Annotated in this window: 21 protein-coding genes; 10 read left to right on the top strand and 11 right to left on the bottom strand. The window is 75.7% G+C overall.

Translation table 11 applies throughout. From position 1 onward, the window contains the following. Positions 1–35: 35 nt before the first annotated feature. Positions 36–461 (top strand): STAS domain-containing protein, encoded by a 426-nt coding sequence (locus ACZ4MO_RS02125; protein ID WP_425457988.1) that lies wholly within the window; start codon positions 36–38, stop codon positions 459–461. Between the two features lie 109 nt (positions 462–570). Here ACZ4MO_RS02125 and fbaA read toward each other — a convergent pair whose 3' ends face one another. Further along, a complete protein-coding gene (gene fbaA / locus ACZ4MO_RS02120; RefSeq protein ID WP_074805350.1) occupies positions 571–1,593 on the bottom strand; it encodes a class II fructose-bisphosphate aldolase in 1,023 nt (340 codons plus the stop codon). Between the two features lie 109 nt (positions 1,594–1,702). Beyond that, a complete protein-coding gene (locus ACZ4MO_RS02115) occupies positions 1,703–2,419 on the bottom strand; it encodes a TrmH family RNA methyltransferase (protein ID WP_499278584.1) in 717 nt (238 codons plus the stop codon). Positions 2,420–2,524: 105 nt separating this feature from the next. Here ACZ4MO_RS02115 and ACZ4MO_RS02110 point away from each other — a divergent pair, with 105 nt between their 5' ends. Next, positions 2,525–3,328 (top strand): VTT domain-containing protein, encoded by an 804-nt coding sequence (locus ACZ4MO_RS02110; protein ID WP_499278583.1) that lies wholly within the window; start codon positions 2,525–2,527, stop codon positions 3,326–3,328. A 1-nt stretch (position 3,329) separates the two neighbouring features. Continuing rightward, complete coding sequence (locus tag ACZ4MO_RS02105) at positions 3,330–4,103, top strand: HAD-IIA family hydrolase (protein ID WP_021482670.1); 774 nt, start codon at positions 3,330–3,332, stop codon at positions 4,101–4,103. 104 nt (positions 4,104–4,207) lie between these two features. Here ACZ4MO_RS02105 and ACZ4MO_RS02100 read toward each other — a convergent pair whose 3' ends face one another. From ACZ4MO_RS02100 to ACZ4MO_RS02090, 3 genes are all read right to left on the bottom strand, one after another. Continuing rightward, positions 4,208–8,584, bottom strand: a complete 4,377-nt coding sequence (locus ACZ4MO_RS02100; RefSeq protein ID WP_175007500.1) for an HtaA domain-containing protein — start codon at positions 8,582–8,584, stop codon at positions 4,208–4,210. 227 nt (positions 8,585–8,811) lie between these two features. Continuing rightward, positions 8,812–9,399, bottom strand: a complete 588-nt coding sequence (gene pyrE / locus ACZ4MO_RS02095; RefSeq protein ID WP_021483023.1) for an orotate phosphoribosyltransferase — start codon at positions 9,397–9,399, stop codon at positions 8,812–8,814. Between the two features lie 30 nt (positions 9,400–9,429). Continuing rightward, on the bottom strand, positions 9,430–10,194 hold the full coding sequence (locus tag ACZ4MO_RS02090) for an SDR family NAD(P)-dependent oxidoreductase (protein ID WP_061267145.1): 765 nt from the start codon (positions 10,192–10,194) through the stop codon (positions 9,430–9,432). A gap of 157 nt (positions 10,195–10,351) precedes the next feature. On the opposite strand from ACZ4MO_RS02090, the gene ACZ4MO_RS02085 reads away from it, so the two are divergent. The 3 genes from ACZ4MO_RS02085 to ACZ4MO_RS02075 all read left to right on the top strand — a co-directional run bounded on the left by ACZ4MO_RS02085 (position 10,352) and on the right by ACZ4MO_RS02075 (position 12,694). Continuing rightward, positions 10,352–11,137 carry an exodeoxyribonuclease III gene (locus ACZ4MO_RS02085; protein WP_175007499.1) on the top strand — a complete coding sequence of 262 codons (786 nt, stop codon included), beginning with the start codon at positions 10,352–10,354 and terminating at the stop codon, positions 11,135–11,137. 91 nt (positions 11,138–11,228) lie between these two features. Further along, positions 11,229–11,861 (top strand): DUF4190 domain-containing protein, encoded by a 633-nt coding sequence (locus tag ACZ4MO_RS02080; RefSeq protein ID WP_175007498.1) that lies wholly within the window; start codon positions 11,229–11,231, stop codon positions 11,859–11,861. After that, positions 11,858–12,694 (top strand): DUF4190 domain-containing protein, encoded by an 837-nt coding sequence (locus ACZ4MO_RS02075; protein ID WP_255436929.1) that lies wholly within the window; start codon positions 11,858–11,860, stop codon positions 12,692–12,694. Before ACZ4MO_RS02080 ends, ACZ4MO_RS02075 begins: the two co-directional genes overlap by 4 nt. Positions 12,695–12,728: 34 nt before the next feature. On the opposite strand, the gene ACZ4MO_RS02070 is transcribed toward ACZ4MO_RS02075, so the two are convergent. Together ACZ4MO_RS02070 and ACZ4MO_RS02065 are read right to left on the bottom strand one after the other, a co-directional pair. Beyond that, positions 12,729–13,400, bottom strand: coding sequence for a TetR/AcrR family transcriptional regulator (locus tag ACZ4MO_RS02070; RefSeq protein WP_074805324.1), 672 nt, complete (start codon positions 13,398–13,400; stop codon positions 12,729–12,731). Positions 13,401–13,488: 88 nt separating this feature from the next. Next, entirely contained in the window at positions 13,489–14,298 is an 810-nt protein-coding gene (locus tag ACZ4MO_RS02065; RefSeq protein ID WP_175007497.1) for a peptidoglycan-binding protein, read from the bottom strand. A 292-nt stretch (positions 14,299–14,590) separates the two neighbouring features. Here ACZ4MO_RS02065 and ACZ4MO_RS02060 point away from each other — a divergent pair, with 292 nt between their 5' ends. From ACZ4MO_RS02060 to ACZ4MO_RS02045, 4 genes are all read left to right on the top strand, one after another. Next, on the top strand, positions 14,591–15,304 hold the full coding sequence (locus tag ACZ4MO_RS02060) for an ATP-binding cassette domain-containing protein (RefSeq protein WP_175007496.1): 714 nt from the start codon (positions 14,591–14,593) through the stop codon (positions 15,302–15,304). Next, a complete protein-coding gene (locus ACZ4MO_RS02055) occupies positions 15,304–16,197 on the top strand; it encodes a hypothetical protein (RefSeq protein WP_175007495.1) in 894 nt (297 codons plus the stop codon). The genes ACZ4MO_RS02060 and ACZ4MO_RS02055 overlap by 1 nt, the downstream gene beginning before the upstream one ends. A gap of 145 nt (positions 16,198–16,342) precedes the next feature. Then, a complete protein-coding gene (locus ACZ4MO_RS02050; protein ID WP_175007494.1) occupies positions 16,343–17,650 on the top strand; it encodes a histidine kinase in 1,308 nt (435 codons plus the stop codon). Then, positions 17,647–18,306: a response regulator gene (locus tag ACZ4MO_RS02045; protein WP_108050948.1), complete on the top strand. Its 660-nt coding sequence runs from the start codon at positions 17,647–17,649 to the stop codon at positions 18,304–18,306. The genes ACZ4MO_RS02050 and ACZ4MO_RS02045 overlap by 4 nt, the downstream gene beginning before the upstream one ends. Positions 18,307–18,308: 2 nt before the next feature. Here ACZ4MO_RS02045 and ACZ4MO_RS02040 read toward each other — a convergent pair whose 3' ends face one another. The 4 genes from ACZ4MO_RS02040 to clpB form a co-directional block, all read right to left on the bottom strand. Continuing rightward, positions 18,309–19,106 carry a DUF2071 domain-containing protein gene (locus tag ACZ4MO_RS02040; RefSeq protein WP_175007493.1) on the bottom strand — a complete coding sequence of 266 codons (798 nt, stop codon included), beginning with the start codon at positions 19,104–19,106 and terminating at the stop codon, positions 18,309–18,311. A 63-nt stretch (positions 19,107–19,169) separates the two neighbouring features. Beyond that, positions 19,170–19,556 carry a hypothetical protein gene (locus tag ACZ4MO_RS02035; RefSeq protein ID WP_175007492.1) on the bottom strand — a complete coding sequence of 129 codons (387 nt, stop codon included), beginning with the start codon at positions 19,554–19,556 and terminating at the stop codon, positions 19,170–19,172. 170 nt (positions 19,557–19,726) lie between these two features. Beyond that, positions 19,727–20,710, bottom strand: coding sequence for a diacylglycerol kinase family protein (locus tag ACZ4MO_RS02030; RefSeq protein WP_175007491.1), 984 nt, complete (start codon positions 20,708–20,710; stop codon positions 19,727–19,729). 124 nt (positions 20,711–20,834) lie between these two features. Further along, positions 20,835–23,456 (bottom strand): ATP-dependent chaperone ClpB, encoded by a 2,622-nt coding sequence (clpB, locus tag ACZ4MO_RS02025; RefSeq protein ID WP_085386655.1) that lies wholly within the window; start codon positions 23,454–23,456, stop codon positions 20,835–20,837. Positions 23,457–23,522: the final 66 nt, after the last annotated feature.

The raw sequence follows: 23,522 nt of genomic DNA, 5'->3' as shown, positions 1-23,522 counted from the left end.
GGAACCGGTCCGGACCACGCCAGAGAGGAGCGCCGGTGCGCGAAGGTACACCCCCGGCCGCAGACCGCCCGGTCGGCGTCGCCGGCGACCCCGCAGGAGCGGGCGACCCCGCGAGCGTGCACGTCATCGTGGGCACGACGCGAGCACGCATCGTGCTCTCGGGCGAGATCGACGCCGACCTCGGCGCCGACCTCCAGGAGGCGACCGCCGCGGCGGAGGACTCCGGCCTGCCCGTCGAGATCGACGCCCACCACGTGACCTTCATGGACTCGTCGGGCGTGGCGTTCCTCGCCCGCCTCGCGTCACGCGGCCCGCACCGCGTGCGCGTCCTCCGCGCCCCGCCCACGGTGCGGTTCCTGCTCGAGGTGACCCGGATCGGGGAGCTGCTCGACATCGTCGACGTGGACCCCGGCTTCGACCTCGACGAGCCCCCCGGCAACGGCGCGGGCAGCACCGACTGACGGGTGGCCGCGCTCGCCCGCGGCCGCAGCACGACGAAGGCCCCCGGTCCTCACGGACCGGGGGCCTTCGTGCGACGCGGGCCCGGAGCGGGCGCCGGGCCGTGCGGCGTCAGCGGATCTTGTTGCCCGCCGAGCGCAGCTGCTGCGACGCCTCGATGATGCGCGCGGCCATGCCGGCCTCGGCCAGCTTGCCCCAGGCGCGCGGGTCGTAGGCCTTCTTGTTGCCGACCTCGCCGTCGACCTTCAGGACGCCGTCGTAGTTCGAGAACATGTGGCCGACGACGGGGCGCGTGAACGCGTACTGCGTGTCGGTGTCGATGTTCATCTTGATGACACCGAAGTCGACCGCCGCCGAGATCTCCTCGGCCGTCGAGCCGGACCCGCCGTGGAAGACCAGGTCGAACGGGTTCTCCTTGCCGACCTTCGCGCCGACGGCCTCCTGGATCTCCTTGAGGATCTCCGGGCGGAGCTTGACCGCACCCGGCTTGTACACGCCGTGCACGTTGCCGAACGTGAGAGCCGTCAGGTAGCGGCCCTTCTCGCCCGTGCCGAGCGCCTCGATCGTCGCGAGGCCGTCCTCGACCGTCGTGTAGAGCTTCTCGTTGATCTCGGCCTCGTGGCCGTCCTCCTCGCCACCGACGACGCCGACCTCGATCTCGAGGATCGTGCGCGCCGCCTGCGAGAGCTCGAGCAGCTCGGCCGCGATGGTGAGGTTCTCGTCCAGCGGGACGTCCGAGCCGTCGTACATGTGCGACTGGAACGTCGGCAGGCCGCCGTTCTTCACCTGCTCGGCCTCGATGGCGAGGAGCGGGCGGACCCAGGAGTCGAGGTTCTTCTTGACGCAGTGGTCGGTGTGGATCGCGATCTGCACCGGGTAGTTCTTCGCGACCTCGCGCGCGTACGCCGCGAGGGCGAGCGAACCGGCGATGCGGTCCTTGACCGTCGAACCCGAGCCGTACTCGGCGCCGCCCACGGAGACCTGGATGATGCCGTCGGACTCGGCCTCGGCAAAGCCCTGGAGCGCGGCGGTGATGGTCTGCGACGAGGTGATGTTGACGGCCGGGTAGGCGAACGAGCCTGCCTTCGCCCGGTCGATCATCTCGGCGTAGACCTCGGGGGTTGCGATGGGCATGCGGAGCTCCTGTGGAGTCGTGCGGGGTGGACTGTCAGGTCAAAGTCTGGCATGGATGACAGCGCGAGGTCAGGGCCGTTCGACCTGTGGTCCCCCGATGACCACGCCTCTACCTCGGCGGCTCCGCCGGCCCCAGGTGCTGCGCCGCCCACGCGTGCAGGGCGATCGCACCGGCGGCACCGGCGTTGATCGAGCGGGTCGAGCCGTGCTGCGTGATGTGGAGCACCGCGCGGCACGCCGCGACCGCCTCGGGCGTCAGCCCGGCCGACTCCTGGCCGAGGAGCAGCACGCACGACGCGGGCAGCACGTAGCCCTCGATCGGCACCGACCCCGGGACGTTGTCGACCCCGAGGAGCGGCAGGCCCTCCCCCGCAGCCCAGCCCGCGAGCTCCTCCACCGACGCGTGGTGGTGCACGTGCAGGTAGCGGTCCGTGACCATGGCGCCGCGGCGGTTCCAGCGCCGCCGCCCCACGACGTGCACCCCGGCCGCGTTGAACGCGTTGGCGGTGCGGACGACGGAGCCGATGTTGAGGTCGTGCGCCCAGTTCTCGATCGCGACGTGGAGCCGACGGGCCGGGTCGCGGCGCGCGTCGAGGTCGGCGACGACGGCCTCGACCGTCCAGTAGCGGTAGGCGTCGACGACGTTGCGGCGGTCGCCGTGCGCGAGCAGCTCAGGGTCGTACCGGGGGTCGAGGCGCGTCGCCCCGGGCGGTCCGGCGGGGTCCGGGACGCGGGGCCACGCCTCCGGCCCCCCGGTCCACGGGCCGACGCCGACCTCGCGCTCGCCCGTCGCGCCCGGATCCGCCATGCCCGCGCTGCTCGCCATGGCGCACATTCTGCCGGGACCTGCCGGTCCGCCGTCGCCGGACCTCCACGGCGGGTGCACACGACGGCCGGGCCGCGCGGTCCCACCCGGCTACGCTGGTGACCCGTGAACACCCTCGCCGAGCTCGCCTCCGCCCTCCCGGGGGCCGCGCACGCCGCGAGCCTCGGCGCCGCCGGACCGGTCGCCGCCCTGGGTCCGGACTGGATGGACCCGATGACGCTCATCGAGCGTTTCGGCGACGCCGCGCTCGTCGGGATCGTCGTCGTCATCTTCATCGAGACGGGCCTGCTCTTCCCGATCCTGCCCGGCGACTCGTTGCTCTTCACCGCGGGCGCGCTCGTCGCGCAGGAGTCGCTGCAGATCAGCCTGCCGGTCCTGCTCGTCCTGCTGTTCGCCGCGGCGTTCCTCGGCGACCAGACGGCGTACCTCATCGGACGCACCGTCGGGCCCAAGGTGTTCGACCGGCCCGACTCCCGGTTCTTCAAGCGCAAGTACATCGACCAGACGAACGCCTACTTCGAGAAGTACGGCGGCCGGACGATCGTCATCGCGCGGTTCGTGCCCATCGTGCGCACGTACGCCCCCGTCGCCGCGGGCGTCGGCAAGATGCACTACCGGCACTTCGTCGGGTTCAACGCGCTCGGCGCCCTGCTCTGGGCCGTCGGCCTCACGTGGCTCGGCTACCTCCTGGGGAACATCACGTTCGTCAAGGAGAACATCGAGGCGCTCGTCCTCCTCATCGTCCTCCTGTCCGTGCTGCCCATGGTCATCGAGGTCTGGCGCGGTCGGCGGGCGGAGAAGCGGGCGGCGGCGCTGGAGGCGCGGGTCGCCGCCGACGCCCACCAGAACGGGGTCGCGGAGGACGCGACCGCCGTCGGCCAGGCCGACACGGACGGGAAGGACGCCTGACATGACACGAGAGATCACGAGCTGGCTCACCGACATGGACGGCGTGCTCGTCCACGAGGGCCACGCGATCCCCGGCGCCCCGGAGTTCGTGCGCGCGCTGCGCGACAAGGGCCGACCGTTCCTCATCCTCACGAACAACTCGATCTTCACGGCGCGCGACCTGCGGGCGCGCCTCGCGACGTCGGGCATCGACGTGCCGGAGGAGTCGATCTGGACGTCGGCGCTCGCGACCGCGCAGTTCCTCACCGACCAGATCCCCCAGGGCAGCGCGTACGCCGTGGGCGAGGCCGGGCTGACGACGGCGCTCTACGAGGCCGGCTACACGCTCACCGAGTCCGACCCGGACTACGTGGTGCTGGGCGAGACCCGCACGTACTCGTTCGAGGCGATCACCAAGGCGATCCGCCTCGTGCTGGGCGGGTCGCGGTTCATCTGCACCAACCCCGACACGACCGGGCCCTCGCAGGAGGGCCCGCTGCCCGCCACGGGCGCCGTCGCGGCGATGATCACCTCCGCGACGGGCCGCAAGCCGTACTTCGTCGGCAAGCCGAACCCGATGATGTTCCGCTCGGCGCTCAACCGCATCGACGCCCACTCCGAGACGACCGCGATGATCGGCGACCGGATGGACACCGACGTCGTCGCGGGCATCGAGGCGGGCCTGTACACCTACCTCGTCATGACCGGGTCCACCACGATGTCCGACGTCGACCGCTACCCGTTCCGGCCGAGCAAGGTCGTCGACTCCGTCGCGGACCTCGTCGACCTCGTCTGAGGGCACGCCGGGCCGGTCCGACCGGTCCGCCCCCGGGAGCCCCGCACGCACGACGACGCCCGGTCACCACGAGGTGACCGGGCGTCGTCGTGCGGGGAGCCGGGTCAGGCGGCCGCGGCCATCTCCGCGCGGCCTGCGCGGCGGCGTCGGACAGCCAGGAGGGCCGCACCGGTGAGCAGCAGCGTCCCGGCCAGGAGCGCGAGGCTCCCGGCGTCGGAGCCGGTGGTGGCGAGCGCACCCGAGTAGGCGTCGCACTCGACGTCGCCGCCGACGGGGAAGCTGACCGTCACCGGCGCGAGCGCGGTGCCGGCCTCGTAGAACCCGGCGAACGCCTTCGCGCCAGCGGCCGTGAGGGTCGCGGGGGCGCCGCTCCACGTGATCGTGGAGCCCGACGTCGCCTTCTTCCCCGACAGGTCCAGGCTGGCGAACGCGACGCCGGTCGACGACGACTTGTTGCCCTCCATGTCGCTGCTCTGCACGTCGACCACGAGCGTGCCCGACGACCCGTCCACGACCACCCGCGGGTTGCTGATCCGCAGGTCGAGGATGCCCTCGTGCCCGGAGAACGACACCGACCCGCCGAAGCTCGCGCGGCCCTTGCCGAGGTCCGTGTTGAACGAGCCCTTGCCGCCGCTCCACGTGAACGCCGAGCCGCCGTCCCGCACGCCGTCCGTCGAGACCGAGCCCTTCGCGATCGGGCCGGTGACGTACGACCGGAACCGGTCGCTCACGCCCCACGAGAGGGTCGCGCCGTGGACGCCCTGGGCGAAGCACTGCTCCGCCGCGCTGCCCGACCCGGTGCCGGTGCCGGTCGTGCCGGCACCGACGATCGTGAGGGGCGCGGACGCCGTGTGGCCCGCACCGATGAGGAGCAGCGTGTGCTCGCCCGGCGCGACGTCCTTCGGGATCGTCACGGTCGAGGTCGCGGCGCCGCCCGCGTTCGCGGTCGTGCCCGTCGCGAGCGTGCGCGGCGTCGAGCGGAGCTCCGTACGGATGCCGGACTCGCGCGCGCCGAACCCGACGCCGCTGATCGTCACCTCGTCGCCCGGCCGTGCCTGCGACACCGAGAGCGTCGCCCTCGCCGGGTCCACCGACCCGCCCGTCGAGCCGTCACCCGGGGCGCCGATGGTGCCGCCGCCCCCGGGCGCGGTCGCCTTCGCGCCGATCGTGAACGTCACGGGGTCGAGCGCGGTCCCGGCCGGGTAGAAGCCGACGAACGCGAGCGAGCCGTCCGCCGTGAGCGTCGCGGCCGCGTCCCGGAACGTCACGGCCCCGTCCGCGCCCGTCGTCGGCGTGCCGAGCACGAGCGTCGCGACGGCGACGCCCCTGCGGTCGAACGTCGAGCCGTCCAGCCCTGTGGAGCGCGCGTCCGCGAGCAGGCGACCCGTGCCGGGGCCGGTGGTCTCGACCACCGGGTTCGACAGGGTGAGGTCGAGCGCGCCCGCGTGGCCGGTGAAGCGGACCGTCCCGGTGTACCGGGCCGTCCCCCGACCGCTCGCCGCGGTCCAGGTGCCGCCGTCCGCCTGGCCGAAGCGGAAGACGCCGTCGACGACGCTCGCGCCGCTCGTCGCCGTCGCGCCGCCCTTCGCGACCGGGCCCACGATGTAGCTGCGGAACGACTCCTTGACGCCCCACGTGAGGCTGCCGGCCGTCGTCGGCGCCGGCGTCACCGGCGTGGCGGTCACCGCGACCGTCACCGGCGCGGACGTCGAACCGCGGTAGGCGGTGGCGTCCGTGGGGACGAAGGTCGCGCTCAGGGCGTGCGAGCCGACGGCGAGCGGGGCCGTCCGGAACGTCGCGGCACCGTCCGTGACGGTCGCGGTGCCCAGGGTCGTGCCGCCTGCGACGAACCGGACCGTGCCGGCCGCCTTCGGCGCGACCGTCGCGGTCAGCGTCACCGCCGTGCCCTCGACGACCGACGTCGCCGACGACGCGAGCGTCGTCGTGGTCGCCTTCGCCTCGCCGCCGGGGACCGGGGCGGTCACGGTCAGCGTGGTGCTACCGGTCAGGCCGAGCTCCGACGTGACGACCACGGGGACGGACCCGGCGGGGGTGCCGGCGGGGACCGTGAGCACGAGCGTCGCGCCGTCGCGGGAGTACGACGCCGGGGCGCCGCCGAACGTCACGGCCTTGACCGCGTCGTCCGCGCCGAGACCGCGCACCGTGACGCGGACCGTCGATCCGGCCTCCACCGTGGTCGACGCGGGCGTGACGGTGAGCATGCCCGGCGCGTCGTACGCGACGGGGACGAAGAGCTCCTGCGCGGCGTTGCTCACGCCGCCCGCGCCGTAGGTGTAGACGCCGTAGCGCCCGCCCTCGAGCGCGGCGGGGTTCTTCACCACGAGACGCGCCTCGAACGTGCCGTCCGGCGTGATGTCCGTCCACTGCGCCCGGACCACCGACTGGTACTGCGCGGGGACCTGGTCGAGCACGGGCTCGGCGAGGGCCCACGCCTGCGAGCCGACCTTGCGGGTCGACGACGCGGCGCCCTCGGACGGCCGCCACTGCTCGGCGAAGCTCCCGAACACGACGTAGGTGCCCTGCGGGAGCGTCGCCAGGATCGGGACGCCGCGGCCGCCGACGTTCGCCGCCGGGTCGAAGCCGGTGCCCCGGACGACGATCGTGTCCCCGACCGCGACCGGGGTGTCGCCGAGCGGCGTCGTGCCGTCCGCGGCGAGCACGGCGATCTCGGGCTCCCAGACGGGCGCCTCGGGCTCGGTCGTGAACGCGACGGGCGCGTACAGCTCCTGCGCGGCGTTGACCGTGCCGCCCGCGGCGTACGTGTACACGCCGTACCGGCCGTCCTCGCGCTCGAGCTCGCCCGCGACGAGCTCGGCGGTGAACGTGCCGTCCGGCGCGAGCTCGGCCCACTGCCCGCGGATCGCGGGCTGGTAGCGCGGGTCCACCTGGTCGAGCGCTGCGGACGAGAGGGCCCACTGCTGCGAACCGGCCGTGCGCGCGCTCGACGGGGCACCCTCCGACGGACGCCAGTCGGCCGCGAAGCTGCCGAAGACCACGTAGGTGCCCGCGGGGATGCCCCCGGAGATGGGCGGACGGTTGCCGGCCGGTGCGACGTTCGCGGCCGGGTCGAAGCCCGAGCCCTTGACGACGATCCTGTCGTCCGGGCGGACGGGCGCGTCCCCGAGCGGGGTCGTGCCGTCGGCGGCGTAGAGGGTGATCTGCGGCTCCCAGACCGGCTCGGGCGCCGTGCTGCCCTGGACCGCGACGGGCGTGAACGTGTCGAGGCTGCGGTCGGTCACCGACAGGCCGTGCGCGGCGGAGGTCGCCACCACGTACTGCTTCGCCGGGTCGAGCTTTCCGGCCGGGACGGTCAGCGTCGTGGTGAACGCGCCGTCGCGCACCTGCTGCGGCATGACCCAGCCCTGGGCGAGCCAGCCGCTCGCGACGAGCGGGCCGCTGCCGTCCCAGATCGCGGCGTCGCCGAGGAGCACGTACGCGCCGTTCGCGGCGCCCGCGCCGACGAACCCGGTGCCCGAGATCGTGAAGGTGTTCTCCACCGCCGGGTCGACGGGCGTCGTCGGCGACACCGTGACGGCGGGGTCGACGGCGGGCTCCGGCTCGGGCTCCTTGGCGGTCACCGTGTGCGCGACGGCCACGGAGGTCGAGGCGACGAACGCGGCCGGGTCCGCGGGCGTGAAGGCGGCGCTCAGCTGGTGGCTGCCCGCGGCCAGGGCCGTGGTCTCGAGGCGCGCGACGCCGTCGGCCGCGGCAGCGGTGCCGAGGGCGGTGCCGCCGTCGCGGAACTCGACCGTGCCCGCGGCGGCGGGCGCGACGGTCGCGGTGAGCGTCACCGACGCCCCGGCCGCGGACGTGCCCGCGGGCGCTGCGACGAGCGTGGTCGTCGTCGCCTGCGCGGGCGCCACCGGCTCGGGCGACACGACGCGGGCGGTCAGGGTCGACAGGGGCTTGCCCGCGTACGACGAGAAGTACGGCGAGACGTTCCCGAGCGTCCCGACGACGCTCCCGTCCGCCACGAACGTGACCTCGTCACCGGCACGCGTCGCGGACACGGTGACGTCGGCGACCTTCACGTCGTCCCCCGCCCCAGGGTTGACGGTGCCCGCGAAGTCCGCGTAGACCGCGCCCGTCGTGGGGCCGGTGAGGTCGAGCCGCACGTCGGAGATCGTCACGTCGAGCGCGCCGTGGTGGCCCTCGTACCGGGTCGAGCCGCCGAGACGGACGGAGCCCGTCCCGGACGCGTCGTCGTAGCTGCCGGACGCGGGGCCGTAGGACGCCTGGCCGCCCTGGAGCGGCGGGGTGATCGTGCCCTGGGCGATGCCGCCCGTGACGTACGACGTCCACGAGTCGACGAAGTTCCAGGTGGCCGACCCGCCGGTCACGTCGGCCGCGGCCGCCTGGGCCGGGGCGCCGGTGCCGGCGACGGTGAGGCCGGCGGCGAGCGCCGCGGCAAGGAACGAGGCGAGGGCGCGTCGGACGCGTCTCGACGATGAAGTGCGCACAAGGTCTCCCGTGCTGGTCCGGGCGAGGTCCCGGCGGGGAGCGGGACCGAGAAGGGAGCGTGCTCACGCTCCGTCGTGACGGACCATATAAGGGTCGCCTCACCAAAGCAAGGTAAGCCTGACCTATCGTGATGTGACGCGCGCCTCGTCGCACGACGACGCCCCGCGGCCCAGGAGGCCGCGGGGCGGTGCGCCGCGTCGAGCGGAGGGAGACGGAGCGGAGGAGCTCAGGCGAGACCCAGGTCCTCCAGGCTGAACAGGTAGTGGTACGGGACGCCGAGCGCCTCGATCTTGGCGCCCGCACCCGTGGCCCGGTCGACGATCGTCGCGACGCCCGCGACCTCGCCCCCGGCCGCGCGCACGGCCTCGATCGCCGTGATCGGCGAGCCGCCCGTCGTCGTCGTGTCCTCGACCACGACGACCCGCCGGCCCGCGACGTCGGGGCCCTCGATCTGGCGCTGCATCCCGTGCGCCTTGGCCGCCTTGCGCACCACGAACGCGTCGAGGTCCTGGCCACGGGACGCGGCGGCGTGCAGGAGGGCGGTCGCGATGGGGTCGGCGCCGAGCGTCAGCCCGCCCACCGCGTCGATCTCCGCCGTGCCGAGCCCCTGCTCCTCGAGGAGGTCGAGGAGCTGGTGGCCGATGAGCGGCGCGGCGCGGTGGTGCAGCGTGACGCGGCGCAGGTCCACGTAGTAGTCCGCCTCCTTGCCCGAGGAGAGCGTCACGCGGCCGTGCACGACGGCGAGCTCGCGGATGAGGCCGAGCAGCTGCTCGCGGGGGGTCGAGGCGAGCGTCGAGGCGGGGTCGGTAGTCACGACCGCCAGGGTATCGGGCCCGCCCCGTGCCTAGCGGTACTTGCCGATCGCGCGGACGGCCGAGCGCGGCATCGCGCGCAGGGCCGCCGAGGCGACCCGGTACCGCACCGACGGCGTGGAGATGACGACACCCCGCCGCACGTCCGCGAGCGCCTCCGCGACGACCCGGTCCGCGTCGAGCCACGCGAGGTCGGGGAGCACGGACTTGTCGATGCCCGCGCGGTCGTGGAACTCGGTGTGCGTGAAGCCGGGGCACAGCACGGTCGCGGTGACGCCCGTGCCGTGCAGCTCGACGGCGAGGCCTTCCGTGAAGGACCGCACCCACGCCTTCGCCGCCGCGTACGTGCCGCCCGCGGTGAGGGCCGCGACCGACGCGACGTTGAGGATCGCACCGCGCCCGCGCTCGGTCATCTGGCCCGCGGCCGCGTGGGACAGCACCATGACGGCGCGGACCATGACGTCGAGCGCCTCGAGCTCGACGTCGAGGTCGCCCCCGACGAAGTGCTGGTGCGTCGCGAAGCCCGCGTTGTTGACGAGCAGCCCGACCGGGCGCTCGTCCGGCCCGCCGGTCGTGGCGAGGCGCTCCGCGACGCGCGCGACGTCGTCGGGCACCGAGAGGTCGGCGCGCAGCACCTGGACGCGCACCCCGGCCGCGGCGCGGATCTGCCGCGCGGTCTCCTCGAGTCGCGCCTCGTCGCGCGCCACGAGGACGAGGTCGTGCCGCGCCGTGGCGAGCTGCCACGCGAACTCCAAACCCAGGCCGGCGCTCGCGCCGGTGATGAGTGCTGTCGCCATGGTCACAGCCTACGGGCGCCCGGGTGACCCGGGCGCCCGCAGGCGGGGTGGAGTCGTGTCACCGGGCCGACGGCTTCACGGCGAGCACGGGGCACGCGGCGCCCAGCAGGACCGTTCCCGGGGCCGGTCGCACCCCCGACGCCGTACGGTGGGGCCCGTGCGCCTCGCGACCTGGAACATCAACTCCGTCCGTGCCCGCGTCGACCGCGCGGTCGCGTTCCTCGAGCGGACGGGGACCGACGTCCTCGCGCTCCAGGAGACCAAGTGCACGGACGCGCAGTTCCCCGTCGCGCCGTTCGAGGCGGCCGGGTACGAGGTCGCGCACGTCGGCGTGAACCAGTGGAACGGCGTCGCCGTCGTCTCGCGCGTGGGCCTCGCCGACGTCGAGACGTCGTTCCCCGGCCAGCCCGCCTTCGGCGACCGGGTCGAGGCGCGCGCGCTCGGCGCGACGTGCGGGGGCGTGCGCGTGTGGAGCCTCTACGTGCCGCACGGGCGCGAGGTCGGCGACCCGCACTACGCCTACAAGCTGCGCTGGCTCGACGAGCTGCGCGCGCAGGCCGCCGGCTGGCTCGCCGCCGACCCGGCGGCGCAGGTCGCGCTCGTCGGGGACTGGAACGTCGCACCGCTCGACGCCGACGTGTGGGACGTCGCGTACTTCGCCGGGAAGACGCACGTCACGCCCGCCGAGCGGGACGCCTTCGCCGCGTTCGGCGCCGCCGGGTACACCGAGGTCACGCGCGAGGCGATCCCGGCCGAGCGCACCTACACGTACTGGGACTACCAGCGGCTGCGGTTCCCACGGAACGAGGGCATGCGCATCGACTTCGCGTACCTGTCGCCCGCCGCCCGCGCGCGCGTCACGGGCGTGACGATCGACCGCGACGAGCGCAAGGGCAAGGGCGCGTCGGACCATGTGCCGGTCGTCGTCGACCTGACGGACTGACCTCCGGGACGACCGCCGTCGGGCTCGGGCCCCGGGTCCGCGCCGCGGGTCCGGGGCCGGGTGGGGCGCGTCCCCTCGCTACGGTGTGTCCATGACGACGCCACCCGTCCCTCCGTACGGGTCCCCCGACGAGACCGCCGACCCGTACGCCCCGCGGCGGCCGCACCAGCCGCCGCTCACGCCGTACCACCCCCCGACTGACGACGCACCCTCCGCGCCCGACGACGGCGGGTTCGTGGCGCCGTCGGGCTCCGGGGGCGGGGGCGGGTACGGGAGCGCGCCGGGCGTCGGCGCCCCGTACGGCGGGCCGGCGGCGCCCGCCGGGCCGGGCTCGCCCTACGGCCCCGGCTCCCCCTACGCCCCCGGAGCGACGCCGTCGTACGGCGCGGCGCCCGGGTACGCGGCGCCACCCGGACCCGCGGCGTACCCGGCACCGGGCTACGGCGGCTACCCGCCGCCGTACGGCGCGCCCTACGCGCCCCCGCCGCGGACGAACGGGCTCGCGCTCGCCTCGATGATCGTGTCGATCGCGAGCCTCGTGCTCTGCGCGGGCTTCCCCGGCCTCGTCGGCCTCGTGCTGGGCATCGTGGCGCTCAACCAGGTGATGCGCGACGGCACGCGCGGGCGCGGGTTCGCCGTGACCGGGATCGTCGTCGGCGCGGTCGGCACGGCGTTCGCGATGCTCGTGGTCCTCGCCGGGACGCTCGGGGACTCGGCACCGTGACCGACGACGACCTCTTCGCCCCGCCCGGCGGCAGCACGTCCGGGCCCGCGGGAAGACCGCCCGTCCCGCCTCCCGCCGGAGTGCCCGGGGCCTCGGGGCCCCGCGGCGCGGACGTCGGCACGCCCCCGCCCGGCCCGACGCCGCACGGCCCCTCCGGTGCGCAGGCGCCCGTGCCGCCGCCCGGGCCCGACGACCGGCCGGGCTTCGCCCCGGACACGTACTACGCGCCCGGGTGGCAGCCCGCGGCGCCCCGCGTCGAGCCGCTCGCCGTGGCGAGCGTGCCGGCGGGGGTCGTGCTCGGGCCGGTCGGCGTGGGCCTCGGGGCCGCCGCCCTGTCGCGCGTCCGCTCGCGCGGCACCCGCGGGCGCGGACTCGCGGTCGCCGGGACGGTGCTCGGTGCGGTCGCCACGCTCGCCTGGGTGGCGGGCGGGATCGTGTGGTGGCAGGGCGAGCAGGCACGCACGCCCCTCGCGGGCGACGTGGACGCACCGCGCACCGTGAGCGCCGTGCAGCTCGTGCTCGGCACGTGCCTCGACGAGCTGCCGCCCGACGGCGAGGTGTCGCGCGTGCGCGCCGTCCCGTGCGCGGACGAGCACCGCGCGCAGGTCGTCGGCCGCACCGACCTCGGCGCGGACGAGGTGTGGCCCGGCCAGGACGCCGCAGACCGCCGCGTCGCGCGCGTGTGCACGCCCGACGCCCTGGGTCCGGACGCCCCGGAGGACGTGCGGCTCGTGGTGTGGGCACCGACCGAGACGTCCTGGCGCGACGGCGACCGCACCGGGCTGTGCCTGGCGAGCAGCGAGGACCCGCTCCCGGCCGACCTGATCGGCTGACGAGGTCGACCCCGCGCGGCGTCAGCGCGCGGCGTCAGCGCGCGGCGTCGGACAGCACGAGGCGCAGGTACGCGCGCAGGTCGGCGGCCATGTCGACGCGCTCGGGCCGCGGACGGTCGAGGGACAGCAGCCACTGGACCTGGAGGCCGTCCATGAGCGCGACGAGCTGGCGGGCCGCGACGTCCGGCTCGACGCCGTCGCGCAGGCCGCCCTCCCGGGCGCGCCGGGAGAGCTGCTCGCCGATGCGCGCGACCGTGGACTCGTAGCGCTCGACGAAGTACGCGTGCGCCGGGTGGTCGGGCGACGTCGCCTCGGCCGCGAGCGCCGTGAACAGCTCGACGATCGGCCGGCGCAGCGCGTTGCGCTCGACGAGCCGCACGAGCGCGTCGAAGAAGTCGGTCCCCCGCGCGAGGTCCTCCTCGAGGTCGGCGCGGTCGACGGTCTCCCGGTGGTCGAGCACCGCCTCGAGGAGCGCCGCCTTCGTCGGGAAGTGGTGGAGCAGCCCGGGGTGGGACATGCCCACGCGGGACGCGAGCTCGCGCAGGGACGCGGCGTGGAAGCCGACCTCGCCGAAGAGCACGACGGCCGCCTGGAGGATCTCCTCGCGCTTGGCCCGCCCCTTGGCGTACCCGCGGGCGGGGTCGGGCGCCGTGGCGCGGCGTGAGCCTGCCCGGTCCTGCCCGGCGCCGATGGCCGCGCTCGTCATGGCACTGCTCCGTCCGTCGTCCGACGAGGGCACACCCTACCGACCGCGCTGCGGCCCCGCGGGGTGCCCGCGCCCGGGCGGGCGCGGTTCAGGACGCGGGGGCGAGCGTCGGGGCGGGCTCGTCGGTGCTCGACGACGGCCCGGGCACGGCGACCGACGGCCGGTCGGTGGAGGGCGTCGGCGCGGGCTCGGTCGGGGGCGGGGTGCCGGGCTCGGTCGGCTCCTCGACCTCGGGCGGTGCGGCGCGCAGGGCCTCGGCGGTCGCCGCGGTGACCGTGCCGTCAGGGGCGAGGCCGTGCGCCTTCTGGAACGCTCGCAGCGCGGTGCGCGTCGCGTCGTCCATCGTCCCCGTGACGGCGACGTCGGCACCGTGCACCCGCAGCCGCTCCTGGACCCAGGACACGGACGCCGTGCCCGGGTCGGTCGTCGGGGACGGCGTGGGGGTGGGCGCGGTCGGCGCCGGTGTCGGCTCGGACGCGGTGGGACCGGGCGCGGGCTCGGCGGAGGGCGAGGGCGCGCTGGGCGCGGCCTGCTCCCCGGTGCCGCTCGCAGACGGGCGCGGGGCCGGCGTCGAGCCCGTGTCGTCGGACGTCTCGTCCGACGCGTCGGGCGGAGGGATGCGGGTCACCTCGGGGCGCGGGGTGTCGGGGCGCGGCGTGACCGCGGGGACCGTGTCCTCGCCGTTCGGGCCGCCCTCGGCGGAGACCCCGCCGACGACGACCGCCTCGCCACCGCCCGTCGCGGCACCGACCATGCCCGCGACGGCGACGACGAGCGTCACCGCGCCCGCGCCGGCGGCGACCGTGACCCACGGCGTGGCGGTGCGGCGCGCAGGCCGCGGGAGGGGGGCGGTGCGGTCCCGCTCGGCGGGTCCGGACCGGTCGTGGCGTCGGCGCACGTCGCCTCCTTCCGGGGCTGTCGAGGGGGCGGACGGCGCGACACGCTGCCCGCCGGGGCGGTCGGGTGGACGTCCACCCTGCCCCATCCCGGCTCGTGTGTCACGCCCGACGCCCTCACCTGCGGCGATACCCGCCACGGCTCCCCCGGTCCAGCAGGGCGGCGCCGCGCCTCCGACGGAGGTCGCAACGCAGGTTCCGCCCTGCGCCGCAAGACCCGGCGGGGGCCCGCGCGACAGCCTGGTGGGGCACCGCACGGGAGGCCCGTGCGGCACGCACGAGGGAGGGACCGGCATGACCACCATCCACGTCTCCGGGCTGCGCAAGGCGTACGGGGGGTTCGACGCCGTGCACGACGTGACGTTCACCGCCGCGCCGGGCCGCGTCGTCGGGCTGCTCGGCCCGAACGGCGCCGGCAAGACGACCACGCTCCACGTCCTGCTCGGGCTCGCGGCGGCGACCGCGGGCACCGCGACGTTCGACGGCCGCGCGTTCGCGGACCTGACGCACCCGGCCCGCACCGTCGGCGCGCTGCTCGACGCGGGCGGCCTGCACCCGGGGCGGACGGGGCGCGACCACCTGCGCGTGCTCGCCTCCGCCGGCCGGATCCCGGCGCGGCGCGTCGACGAGGTGCTCGCGCTCGTCGGCATGACCCCCGCCGCCGACCGCCGCGTGCGGACGTACTCGCTGGGGATGCGGCAGCGCGTCGGGATCGCGGCGGCGCTGCTCGGCGACCCGGAGGTCCTCGTCCTCGACGAGCCCGCCAACGGTCTCGACCCCGCCGGGATGCGCTGGCTGCGCGACCTCGTCCGCGCGTTCGCCGACGACGGCGGCACCGTGCTCCTCGCGAGCCACGTGCTGTCCGAGGTGCGCCAGGTCGCGGACGACCTCGTCGTCGTGGGGCAGGGGCGCGTCGTCGCCGAGGGACCGCTCGACGAGCTGCTGCGCGGGGAGTCCCTGGAGGACTTCTACCTCGACCTGACCGCCACGACCGAAGGGGTGCGCTGATGTACCGCGCCGAGATGCTCAAGCTCCGCACGACCCGCGCGACGTGGGTCGTCGCGGCCGTCGCCGTCGCCGGGATGCTCGTCGTCCAGGCCTTCACCCTGCTGCTCCCCACGATCCTGCGCGGCGTCGACACGGTCGGCGGCGGCACGACCGTCGGGCTCCAGGCCCCGCCCGAGGTGGTGGCCGAGCTCGCGCCGGACCTCGGCGCGCTCGCCGACGTCTCGCAGCCCGCGTTCCAGCGCTCGATGCTCGACCTGCTCGGCACCGGTCTCGGCGGCTCCGGGTCCGTCGGCGTCGCGACCGTGTGCATGCTCCTGCTCGGCGTGCTCGCCGTGACGACCGACTTCCGCACGGGCGGCATCGTGCCCACGGCGCTCGTCCAGCCGTCGCGCCTGCGCATCCTCGGCGCGAAGGCGGGCGCGACCGCGACCGTCGCGCTCGGCGTCGGCGTCGTCCTCGCCCTCCTGGGCGCCCTGGGGCTGCTCGTCGCGATCGTCACGACGCCGGGTGCCGGGCTCGCGCTCGGCCCCGGCGACGTCCTCGGCGTCTGGGCCCGCGGGCTCGCGGTGCTCGTCCTGCTCGCGTGGCTCGGGCTCGGCATCGGGACGCTCGTGCGCGGCCAGGTGGCGGGCGTCGTCACGGTCGCGGCGCTCGCGCTCGCCGAGCCGATCGTCCGCGGCGCGGTGACGCTCCTGTCCGGCGGTGACTCGGCCGCGGCCGAGTGGCTCCCGCTCGGGCTGGGTGCGCTCGCGTCGACCGGCGGGTCCGCCGCGACGCTCCTCGGCGGCGCGGCACCGCTCGGCGCGCTCGCCGCTCTCGCCGGGCTCGCGGCGTGGGCCGCGCTCCTGCTCGGCGGGGGCGCCGTCAGCCTGCGGCGACGCGACCTCGTCTGACCACAGCCCGTCCGGCTCCCGACGCGACGACCCGGTCGTCCACAGGCCGGGAGCCGCGCGGCGCCGTCGGCCCGCCCGCCCCGTAGGGTGGGCGGGCCCGACGGCGCACCCCGTCCCCGCACCCGTCGCCCGTTGGAGGAGGACCGTGACCGAGACCCTGCGCCGCGCGCTCGACCGGGCGGGCGTCCGCACCGACACCGGCCGCGACGCCGTGCTGGCCGGTGTCGTCGCCCTCGCGACGGTCGCGCTGTTCCTCGGCATCGAGCGCGTCCTCGCGACGGAGGTCGGGGCCACGTTCGGCGCGGGACCGGGCGAGAGCGTGATCGGCCCGGGCGTGCGCGCAGCCGTGCTCGCGCTCGTCGTCGGTCAGGCCGCGGCGCTCGTGCTCCGCCGTCGGGCACCGCTCGTCTGCCTCGCGCTGACGGTCGTCGCGCAGGTTGCGATCACCGCGCTCCTGCCCCCCTACGTCGGGTTCCAGGCCCCGGCGACGCTCGTCGCCGCCTACTCCGCGGGGGCCTACGCCCCCCGCCGCACGCGGCTCGGGGCGCCGGCGCTCGCGGCGGTCGCGCAGGTCCTGCTCGTCTTCGCGCTCGGCGGGTTCGGCGTCCCCGCCGGGGCCGGGCCCGCGCAGCACACCCTCCAGGTGGGGGGCGCCCTCCTCTCGGCGGTGCTCACGTTCGTGGGCGCGGCGCTCGTCGGCTCCTACGTCGCGACGCGGCGCGAGCTCGTCGCCGAGCTGCGCGACCGCGTGGTGCGCGCCGAGCGGGAGCGCGAGGCGCTCGCCGCGCAGGCCGTGCTCGAGGAGCGCGCCCGCATGGCCCGCGAGCTGCACGACGTCGCGGCGCACCACCTCTCGGGCATCGTCGTGCAGGCGTCCGCGGCGGAACGGCTCGTCGACGCCGACCCGGAGCGCGCCAAGGAGTCGGTCCGCTGGATCCGGTCGCAGGGTCGCGAGACCCTCGACGACCTGCGCCTCGTGGTCGGCATCCTGCGCGGGCGCGACGACGAGGGCGACGCGCGCGAGGCCCCGCAGCCCACGCTCGCCGACCTCCCCGCGCTCCTCGAGACCGCCCGCGCCGCGGGCACGACGGTCACCGTCGAGACCGAGGGTGAGCCCTGGGACCCCGCACCGACCGCCCAGATCGCCGTCTACCGCGTGCTGCAGGAGGCGCTGGCCAACGCGCGGCGGCACGCGCCCGGCCGGCCGGTCGCGGTGCGGCTCGCGTGGAGCCCGACGGCCGTCGTCGTCACCGCGCGCAACCCCGCCGGTCGTACCGCTCCCCCGCAGGACGCCCGCCCGGGCCACGGCCTCGTGGGGATGCGCGAGCGCGCCGCCGTGCTCGGCGGCACGCTCGACGCGCGGCGCACGCCCGACGGCGCGTGGCTCGTCCGGCTGACCGTCCCCCGCGCCCCCGCGCGCGACCCTCGCACCCCCGCCCAGGAGGCCTCGTGACACGCGTCGTGCTGGTGGACGACCAGGCGGTCGTCCGCGCCGGGTTCACCGTCATCCTCGAGAGCGAGGGCCTGGAGGTCGTGGGCGAGGCGTCGAACGGCGCGGACGCCGTGCGGGTCGCGCGCCGCGAGCGCCCCGACGTCGTGTGCATGGACGTGCGCATGCCCGGCGGCGACGGCATCACGGCGACGCGCGCGCTCGCCGGGCCCGACGTCGCGGACCCGGTGCCGGTGCTCGTGGTGAGCACGTTCGACCTCGACGACTACGTGTTCGGGGCGCTGGAGGCCGGGGCGAGCGGGTTCCTGCTCAAGGACGCCGAGCCGGAGGTGCTCGTGGACGCCGTCCGGCGCGTCGCGTCGGGCGACGGCCTCGTGGACCAGTCGCTCACCCGGCGCGTGCTCGGCGAGTTCGCGCGGCGCCGTGCCCCGGTGTCGCGGGACGACGACGCGGCCGCGCTCCTCACGCCCCGCGAGCTCGACATCGTGGCGCTGCTGTGCCGGGGGTCGTCGAACGCGGAGATCGCGACGGCGCTGTTCCTCGAGCCGAGCACCGTGAAGTCGCACCTCAGCCGGGCCATGACGAAGACGGGCGCGCGCGACCGCGTGCAGCTCGTCGTGTGGGCGTTCCGGCACGGGATCGTGGACCCCGCGGCCTGACCTCAGCGCACGGGCCGCGGGAGGCCGAACCGCGCGTGCACCGGCGCGGCGACGTGCACGAGCGGCGGGGCCGCGGGCGGCAGCCCGAGGAGATCGAGCAGGTCGGTGTCGAGGGCGTCGAGCGTGCCGCGCCGCAGGGTCCACGGCTCGTGCACCACGGGGAACCGCCACAGCCGCCCGGCACGCACGCCGTACGCGGACCACCGAGCGGTGAGCCACCGCACGAGGCCCGACGCCGCGTCCACCTCCTCGTGGGAGCGCACCTCGGCGTGCAGGGAGAGACCGCGCAGGCCCGCGTGCTCGTGCGGCACGCGCAGGGGCCCGCGGCCCACGGAGCGGAACCCATAGCGCACTGCCGACGGCGGCCCCGCCCGGTCGTCGCGTGCGTGCACCGCCGCGCGGGCCGGGTGGTACGGGACGCCTGCCGCGCGCGTCGCGGCGACGAACGCACGCGACGTCGCCCACAGGCCGAGGAACCACACGCCCTCGACGCCCGCGCGGTCGCGCACGTACACGCGGACGTTGAGCTCGGGGAACGTCGACCACGCGCCCAGGGCGGGCAGCGGCGGGACACGGACGCCGGCCATCCGGAACGGGACCACCCCGAGCCACGTCGTCCCGTCCACCTGCTGCACGGTGAGGCCGGGCGGGAGCCAGCCCTGCACGACGGCCGGGTCGACGGGCCAGTGCAGGAACGTCAGGGCCTCCCAGCGCTGGGCGTTCACCACGACTCGTGGCCGCCCGCGCGGCGACGCGCCGGGTGCGCGCGCGCCCGGAGGCTCGGGCGGTCGTGGGGTCATGGCCCTACGGTGCTCCCCCGGGCGGACCCTCGCACGAGGTCGGCTCACCGGTCGGCGCGCCGGTCAGAACACCTGGTACAGCGCACCCTGGACGAGCCCGCTCACGATGCCGAACAGGGCCGACGCGCCGAGCGCCGTGCCGGCCGCCGCGAGCCCGGTGCCCGGCTGACGCCGCACGAGCGCGACGGTGCCGGTGACGGTCGCGACGAGCGCGAGCAGGCCCGTCAGCGTGCCGCGCGCGAGCTGGAGCAGGCCGACCGCCGTGGGGTCGTACCCCGACGACAGCACGAGCGGGAGCGCCAGCGACGCCACCCCGCCGACGAGCACGGTCACGACACCGGCGACGAACGCCGTGACCGTCAGCGGGGAGCGGCGCGCGGGGACGGGGGACGAGGTGCCGTACGCGGCGGTCGGCGACCACGTCTCGGGGCCGGGCTGGGGAGCGCTCATGCGCACATCGTGCCCGAGGAGCGGCACCGGCGACAGGGTCGTCCGGGGGCCGCGCCGCCGGAACCGGCGCTCAGCGGTGGCCCGGCGCGCCAGCGCTCATGCGCACATCGTGTCCGAGGAGCGGCACCGGCGACAGGGTCGTCCGGGGGCCGCGCCGCCGGAACCGGCGCTCAGCGGTGGCCCGGCGCGCCGCGCCGGAGGTCCTGGGACTCCTCCGGGTGGTAGACGCACACGTGCAGGGCTCGGGGCCGCACGCTGATGTCGAGGCGCTCGTCCGGCTCGATGACGTCGCCGTCGAGCTGGCGGGGCTGCGGCCGGTCGGACACGACGGACACCTCGCGCCCCCGCACGACCTCGCGGCTCGGCACCCGGCTCTTGCCGCGCACCACGCCCCACAGGAGCTGGAACCAGTGCCGCACGTTGCGCGGCGCGATGATCGCGACCTCGAGCCGGCCGTTGTCGGGCTCGGCGTCCGGGAGGAGGTTCGTCCCCGCCTGGAGCCGCCCGACGTTCCCGACCACGACGGTGCGCGCGCGGCGCCGGCGCGTGCGCCCGTCGACGGTGACCTCGACGTGCATCTCGTCGTCGGCCAGGTGCTTGAGCGCGGAGAAGACGTACGCGACCGACCCGGCGCGGGCCTTGAGCGCCGTCGGCGCGTCCTGCATCATCGCGGCGTCGAGGCCCATGCCGGCCATGATCGCGAACGTCTGGCCGTCGGCCACCCCGACGTCGATGGTGCGCCTGCCGCCGCGCAGCACGAGCCGGATGCCCTCCTCGGCGTCCGACGGGACACCGAGGTTCACCGCGAGCAGGTTGCCCGTGCCGCCGGGCAGGATCGCGAGCGCGGCGTCGGTGCCCGCGAGCCCCTCCACGACGGCGCGGACCGTGCCGTCGCCGCCGCTCACGAAGACCACCTCGGCGCCGTCCTCGACGGCCTGACGCGCCTGCCCCGTCCCCGGGTCCTCGGCCGTCGTCTCGAGCCACGCGGGCTCGGGCCACCCGGCGTCCGTGAGTCGCGTGACGATCAGCTCGCGCAGCGCGTCCAGCCCTTCGACACGGTTCGGGTTGACGATGACCGCGGAGCGGCGCGGGACGTCGTCGGGCCGCCGCTGCGGGGCGGTGGTCGCGGAAGAGGTCGTCTCGTCGGTCGGCACGGACCGAGTATGTCCCGGTCGCCGCGACGACGCGCGGCCGGGAGGGCCGACCGTGCCGGACGACACCGCGGCCCGTGCCGCACCTGCCCGCGGGGGCAGGACGTGGCACGGGCCGGCGGTCGGGTCAGGCCGTGAGGATCTCCGTGCCGAGTGCGAGGCCGTCGCCCTCGGGGTCGCGGTCGACCCGCACGACGTCGCCGTCGGCGACGTCGCCCGAGAGCAGCATCCGCGCGAGGCGGTCGCCGATCTCGCGCTGCACGAGGCGGCGCAGCGGGCGCGCCCCGTACGCCGGGTCGAAGCCCTCGAGCGCGAGCCACTCGCGGGCGGCCGTCGTCACGTCGAGCGTGATGCGCCGGTCCGCGAGGCGCCGGCCGAGCGCGGCGACCTGGATGTCGACGATCCGGCCGAGCTCCTCGATCGTCAGCGGCTCGAACACGATGACGTCGTCGAGCCGGTTGAGGAACTCGGGCTTGAAGGACGCCCGCACCGTGCTCATCACGGCCTCGCGCTTCTCCGCGTCGTCGAGCATCGGGTCCACGAGGAACTGCGAGCCGAGGTTCGACGTCAGCACGAGGATGACGTTGCGGAAGTCGACCGTGCGGCCCTGGCCGTCGGTGAGACGGCCGTCGTCGAGCACCTGCAGCAGGATGTCGAAGACCTCGGGGTGCGCCTTCTCGACCTCGTCGAGCAGCACGACCGAGTACGGCCGACGCCGGACGGCCTCGGTGAGCTGGCCGCCCTCCTCGTAGCCGACGTACCCCGGGGGCGCCCCGACGAGCCGGGCGACCGAGTGCTTCTCGGAGTACTCGGACATGTCGATGCGCACCATGGCGCGCTCGTCGTCGAAGAGGAAGTCGGCGAGCGACTTCGCGAGCTCCGTCTTGCCGACGCCCGTGGGGCCGAGGAAGAGGAACGAGCCCGTGGGGCGGTCCGGGTCGGCGACGCCCGCGCGCGAGCGGCGGACGGCGTCGGACACCGAGCGGACGGCGGCCTGCTGGCCGATGAGGCGCTCCCCGATGACCTCCTCCATGTGCAGGAGCTTCTCGCTCTCGCCCTGGAGCATGCGGCCGGCGGGGATGCCCGTCCACGCGGACACAACCTCCGCGATCTCGTCGGCGCCGACCTTGTCCGCGATCATCGGCGCGGCCTCGGGGCCGGACGCGGCGAACGCGTCGTCGGCCTGCTCGGCCGCCTCGGCCTCGTCGAGCTCGCGCTGCACCTGCGGGATCTCGCCGTACTGCAGGCGGCCCGCGGTCTCGAGGTCGCCCTCGCGGATCGCGCGCTCGACCTGGACGCGCAGCTCGTCGAGCTTCGCGCGCAGGTCGCCGACGCGGTTGTGGCCCGCCTTCTCGGCCTCCCACCGCGCGGTGAGGGCCGCGAGCTCCTCGCGACGGTCCGCGAGGTCGGCGCGCAGCTTCTCGAGGCGTTCGAGCGACGCGGGGTCGGTCGACTCGGACAGCACGACCTCCTCCATCTCGAGGCGCGTGACGGCGCGCTGCAGCTCGTCGATCTCGATCGGCGAGGAGTCGAGCTCCATGCGCAGGCGCGACGCCGCCTCGTCGACGAGGTCGATCGCCTTGTCCGGGAGCTGGCGCCCGGTGATGTACCGGTCGGAGAGCGAGGCCGCCGCGACGAGCGCGGAGTCGGCGATGGTCACCTTGTGGTGCGCCTCGTACCGCTCCTTGAGCCCGCGCAGGATCGCGACCGTGTCCTCCACCGAGGGCTCGCCGACGAACACCTGCTGGAACCGGCGCTCGAGCGCCGGGTCCTTCTCGATGTACTCGCGGTACTCGTCGAGCGTGGTCGCGCCGACGAGGCGCAGCTCGCCGCGCGCGAGCATCGGCTTGAGCATGTTGCCCGCGTCCATGGCGCCCTCGCCGCCCGCGCCCGCCCCGACGACCGTGTGCAGCTCGTCGATGAACGTGACGACCTCGCCGTCGGAGGACTTGATCTCCTCCAGGACGGCCTTGAGGCGCTCCTCGAACTCGCCGCGGTACTTCGCGCCCGCGACCATGCTCGCGAGGTCGAGCGACACGAGGCGCTTGCCCTGGAGCGAGGTCGGGACGTCGCCCGCGACGATGCGCTGGGCGAGGCCCTCGACGACGGCGGTCTTGCCGACGCCCGGCTCGCCGATGAGCACCGGGTTGTTCTTGGTGCGGCGGCTGAGCACCTGCACGACGCGCCGAATCTCGGAGTCGCGCCCGATGACGGGGTCGAGCTTGCCCTCGGCGGCGCGCGCCGTAAGGTCGGTCCCGTACTGCTCGAGCGCCTTGTACGTGCCCTCGGGGTTGGGGCTCGTCACGCGCGCGCTCCCGCGGACGGCGGGCAGCGCGGAGCGCAGGGCCTCGGCGGTCGCACCGGCCTGCTGGAGGATCGTCGCGGCCTGCGACGACCCGGCCGCGATGCCGAGGAGCAGGTGCTCCGTCGAGACGTACTCGTCGCCGAGCGCCTGGGCCTCCTTCGCGGCGGCGTCGAGCGCCGCGGACGTGGCGCGCGACGGCGTCGGCTGCGCGACGGCCGAGCCGCTCGCGGTGGGCAGCGCGACGAGCGCGGCGCGAACCTTCTGCCCCACGGCCTGCTTGTCCGCGCCGACGGCGTCGAGGAGCCCGACGGCGACGCCGCCCTCCTGCGTGAGCAGCGCGGCCAGGAGGTGGGTCGGCTCGAGCTGGGGGTTGCCGGCGGCCGACGCGGTCTGGATCGCCTCGCCGATCGCCTGCTGCGACATCGTGGTGAACTTCGTTTCCATAGGTGCTCCGTGTGCTGCTCGAAAAGATGGTCTGACCAGTGGAACGACTCCTAAGTTGAGTGTATT

It is taken from the genome of Sphaerisporangium cinnabarinum (genome assembly GCF_055567015.1).
This window is presented reverse-complemented; position numbering and strand designations above follow the sequence as displayed.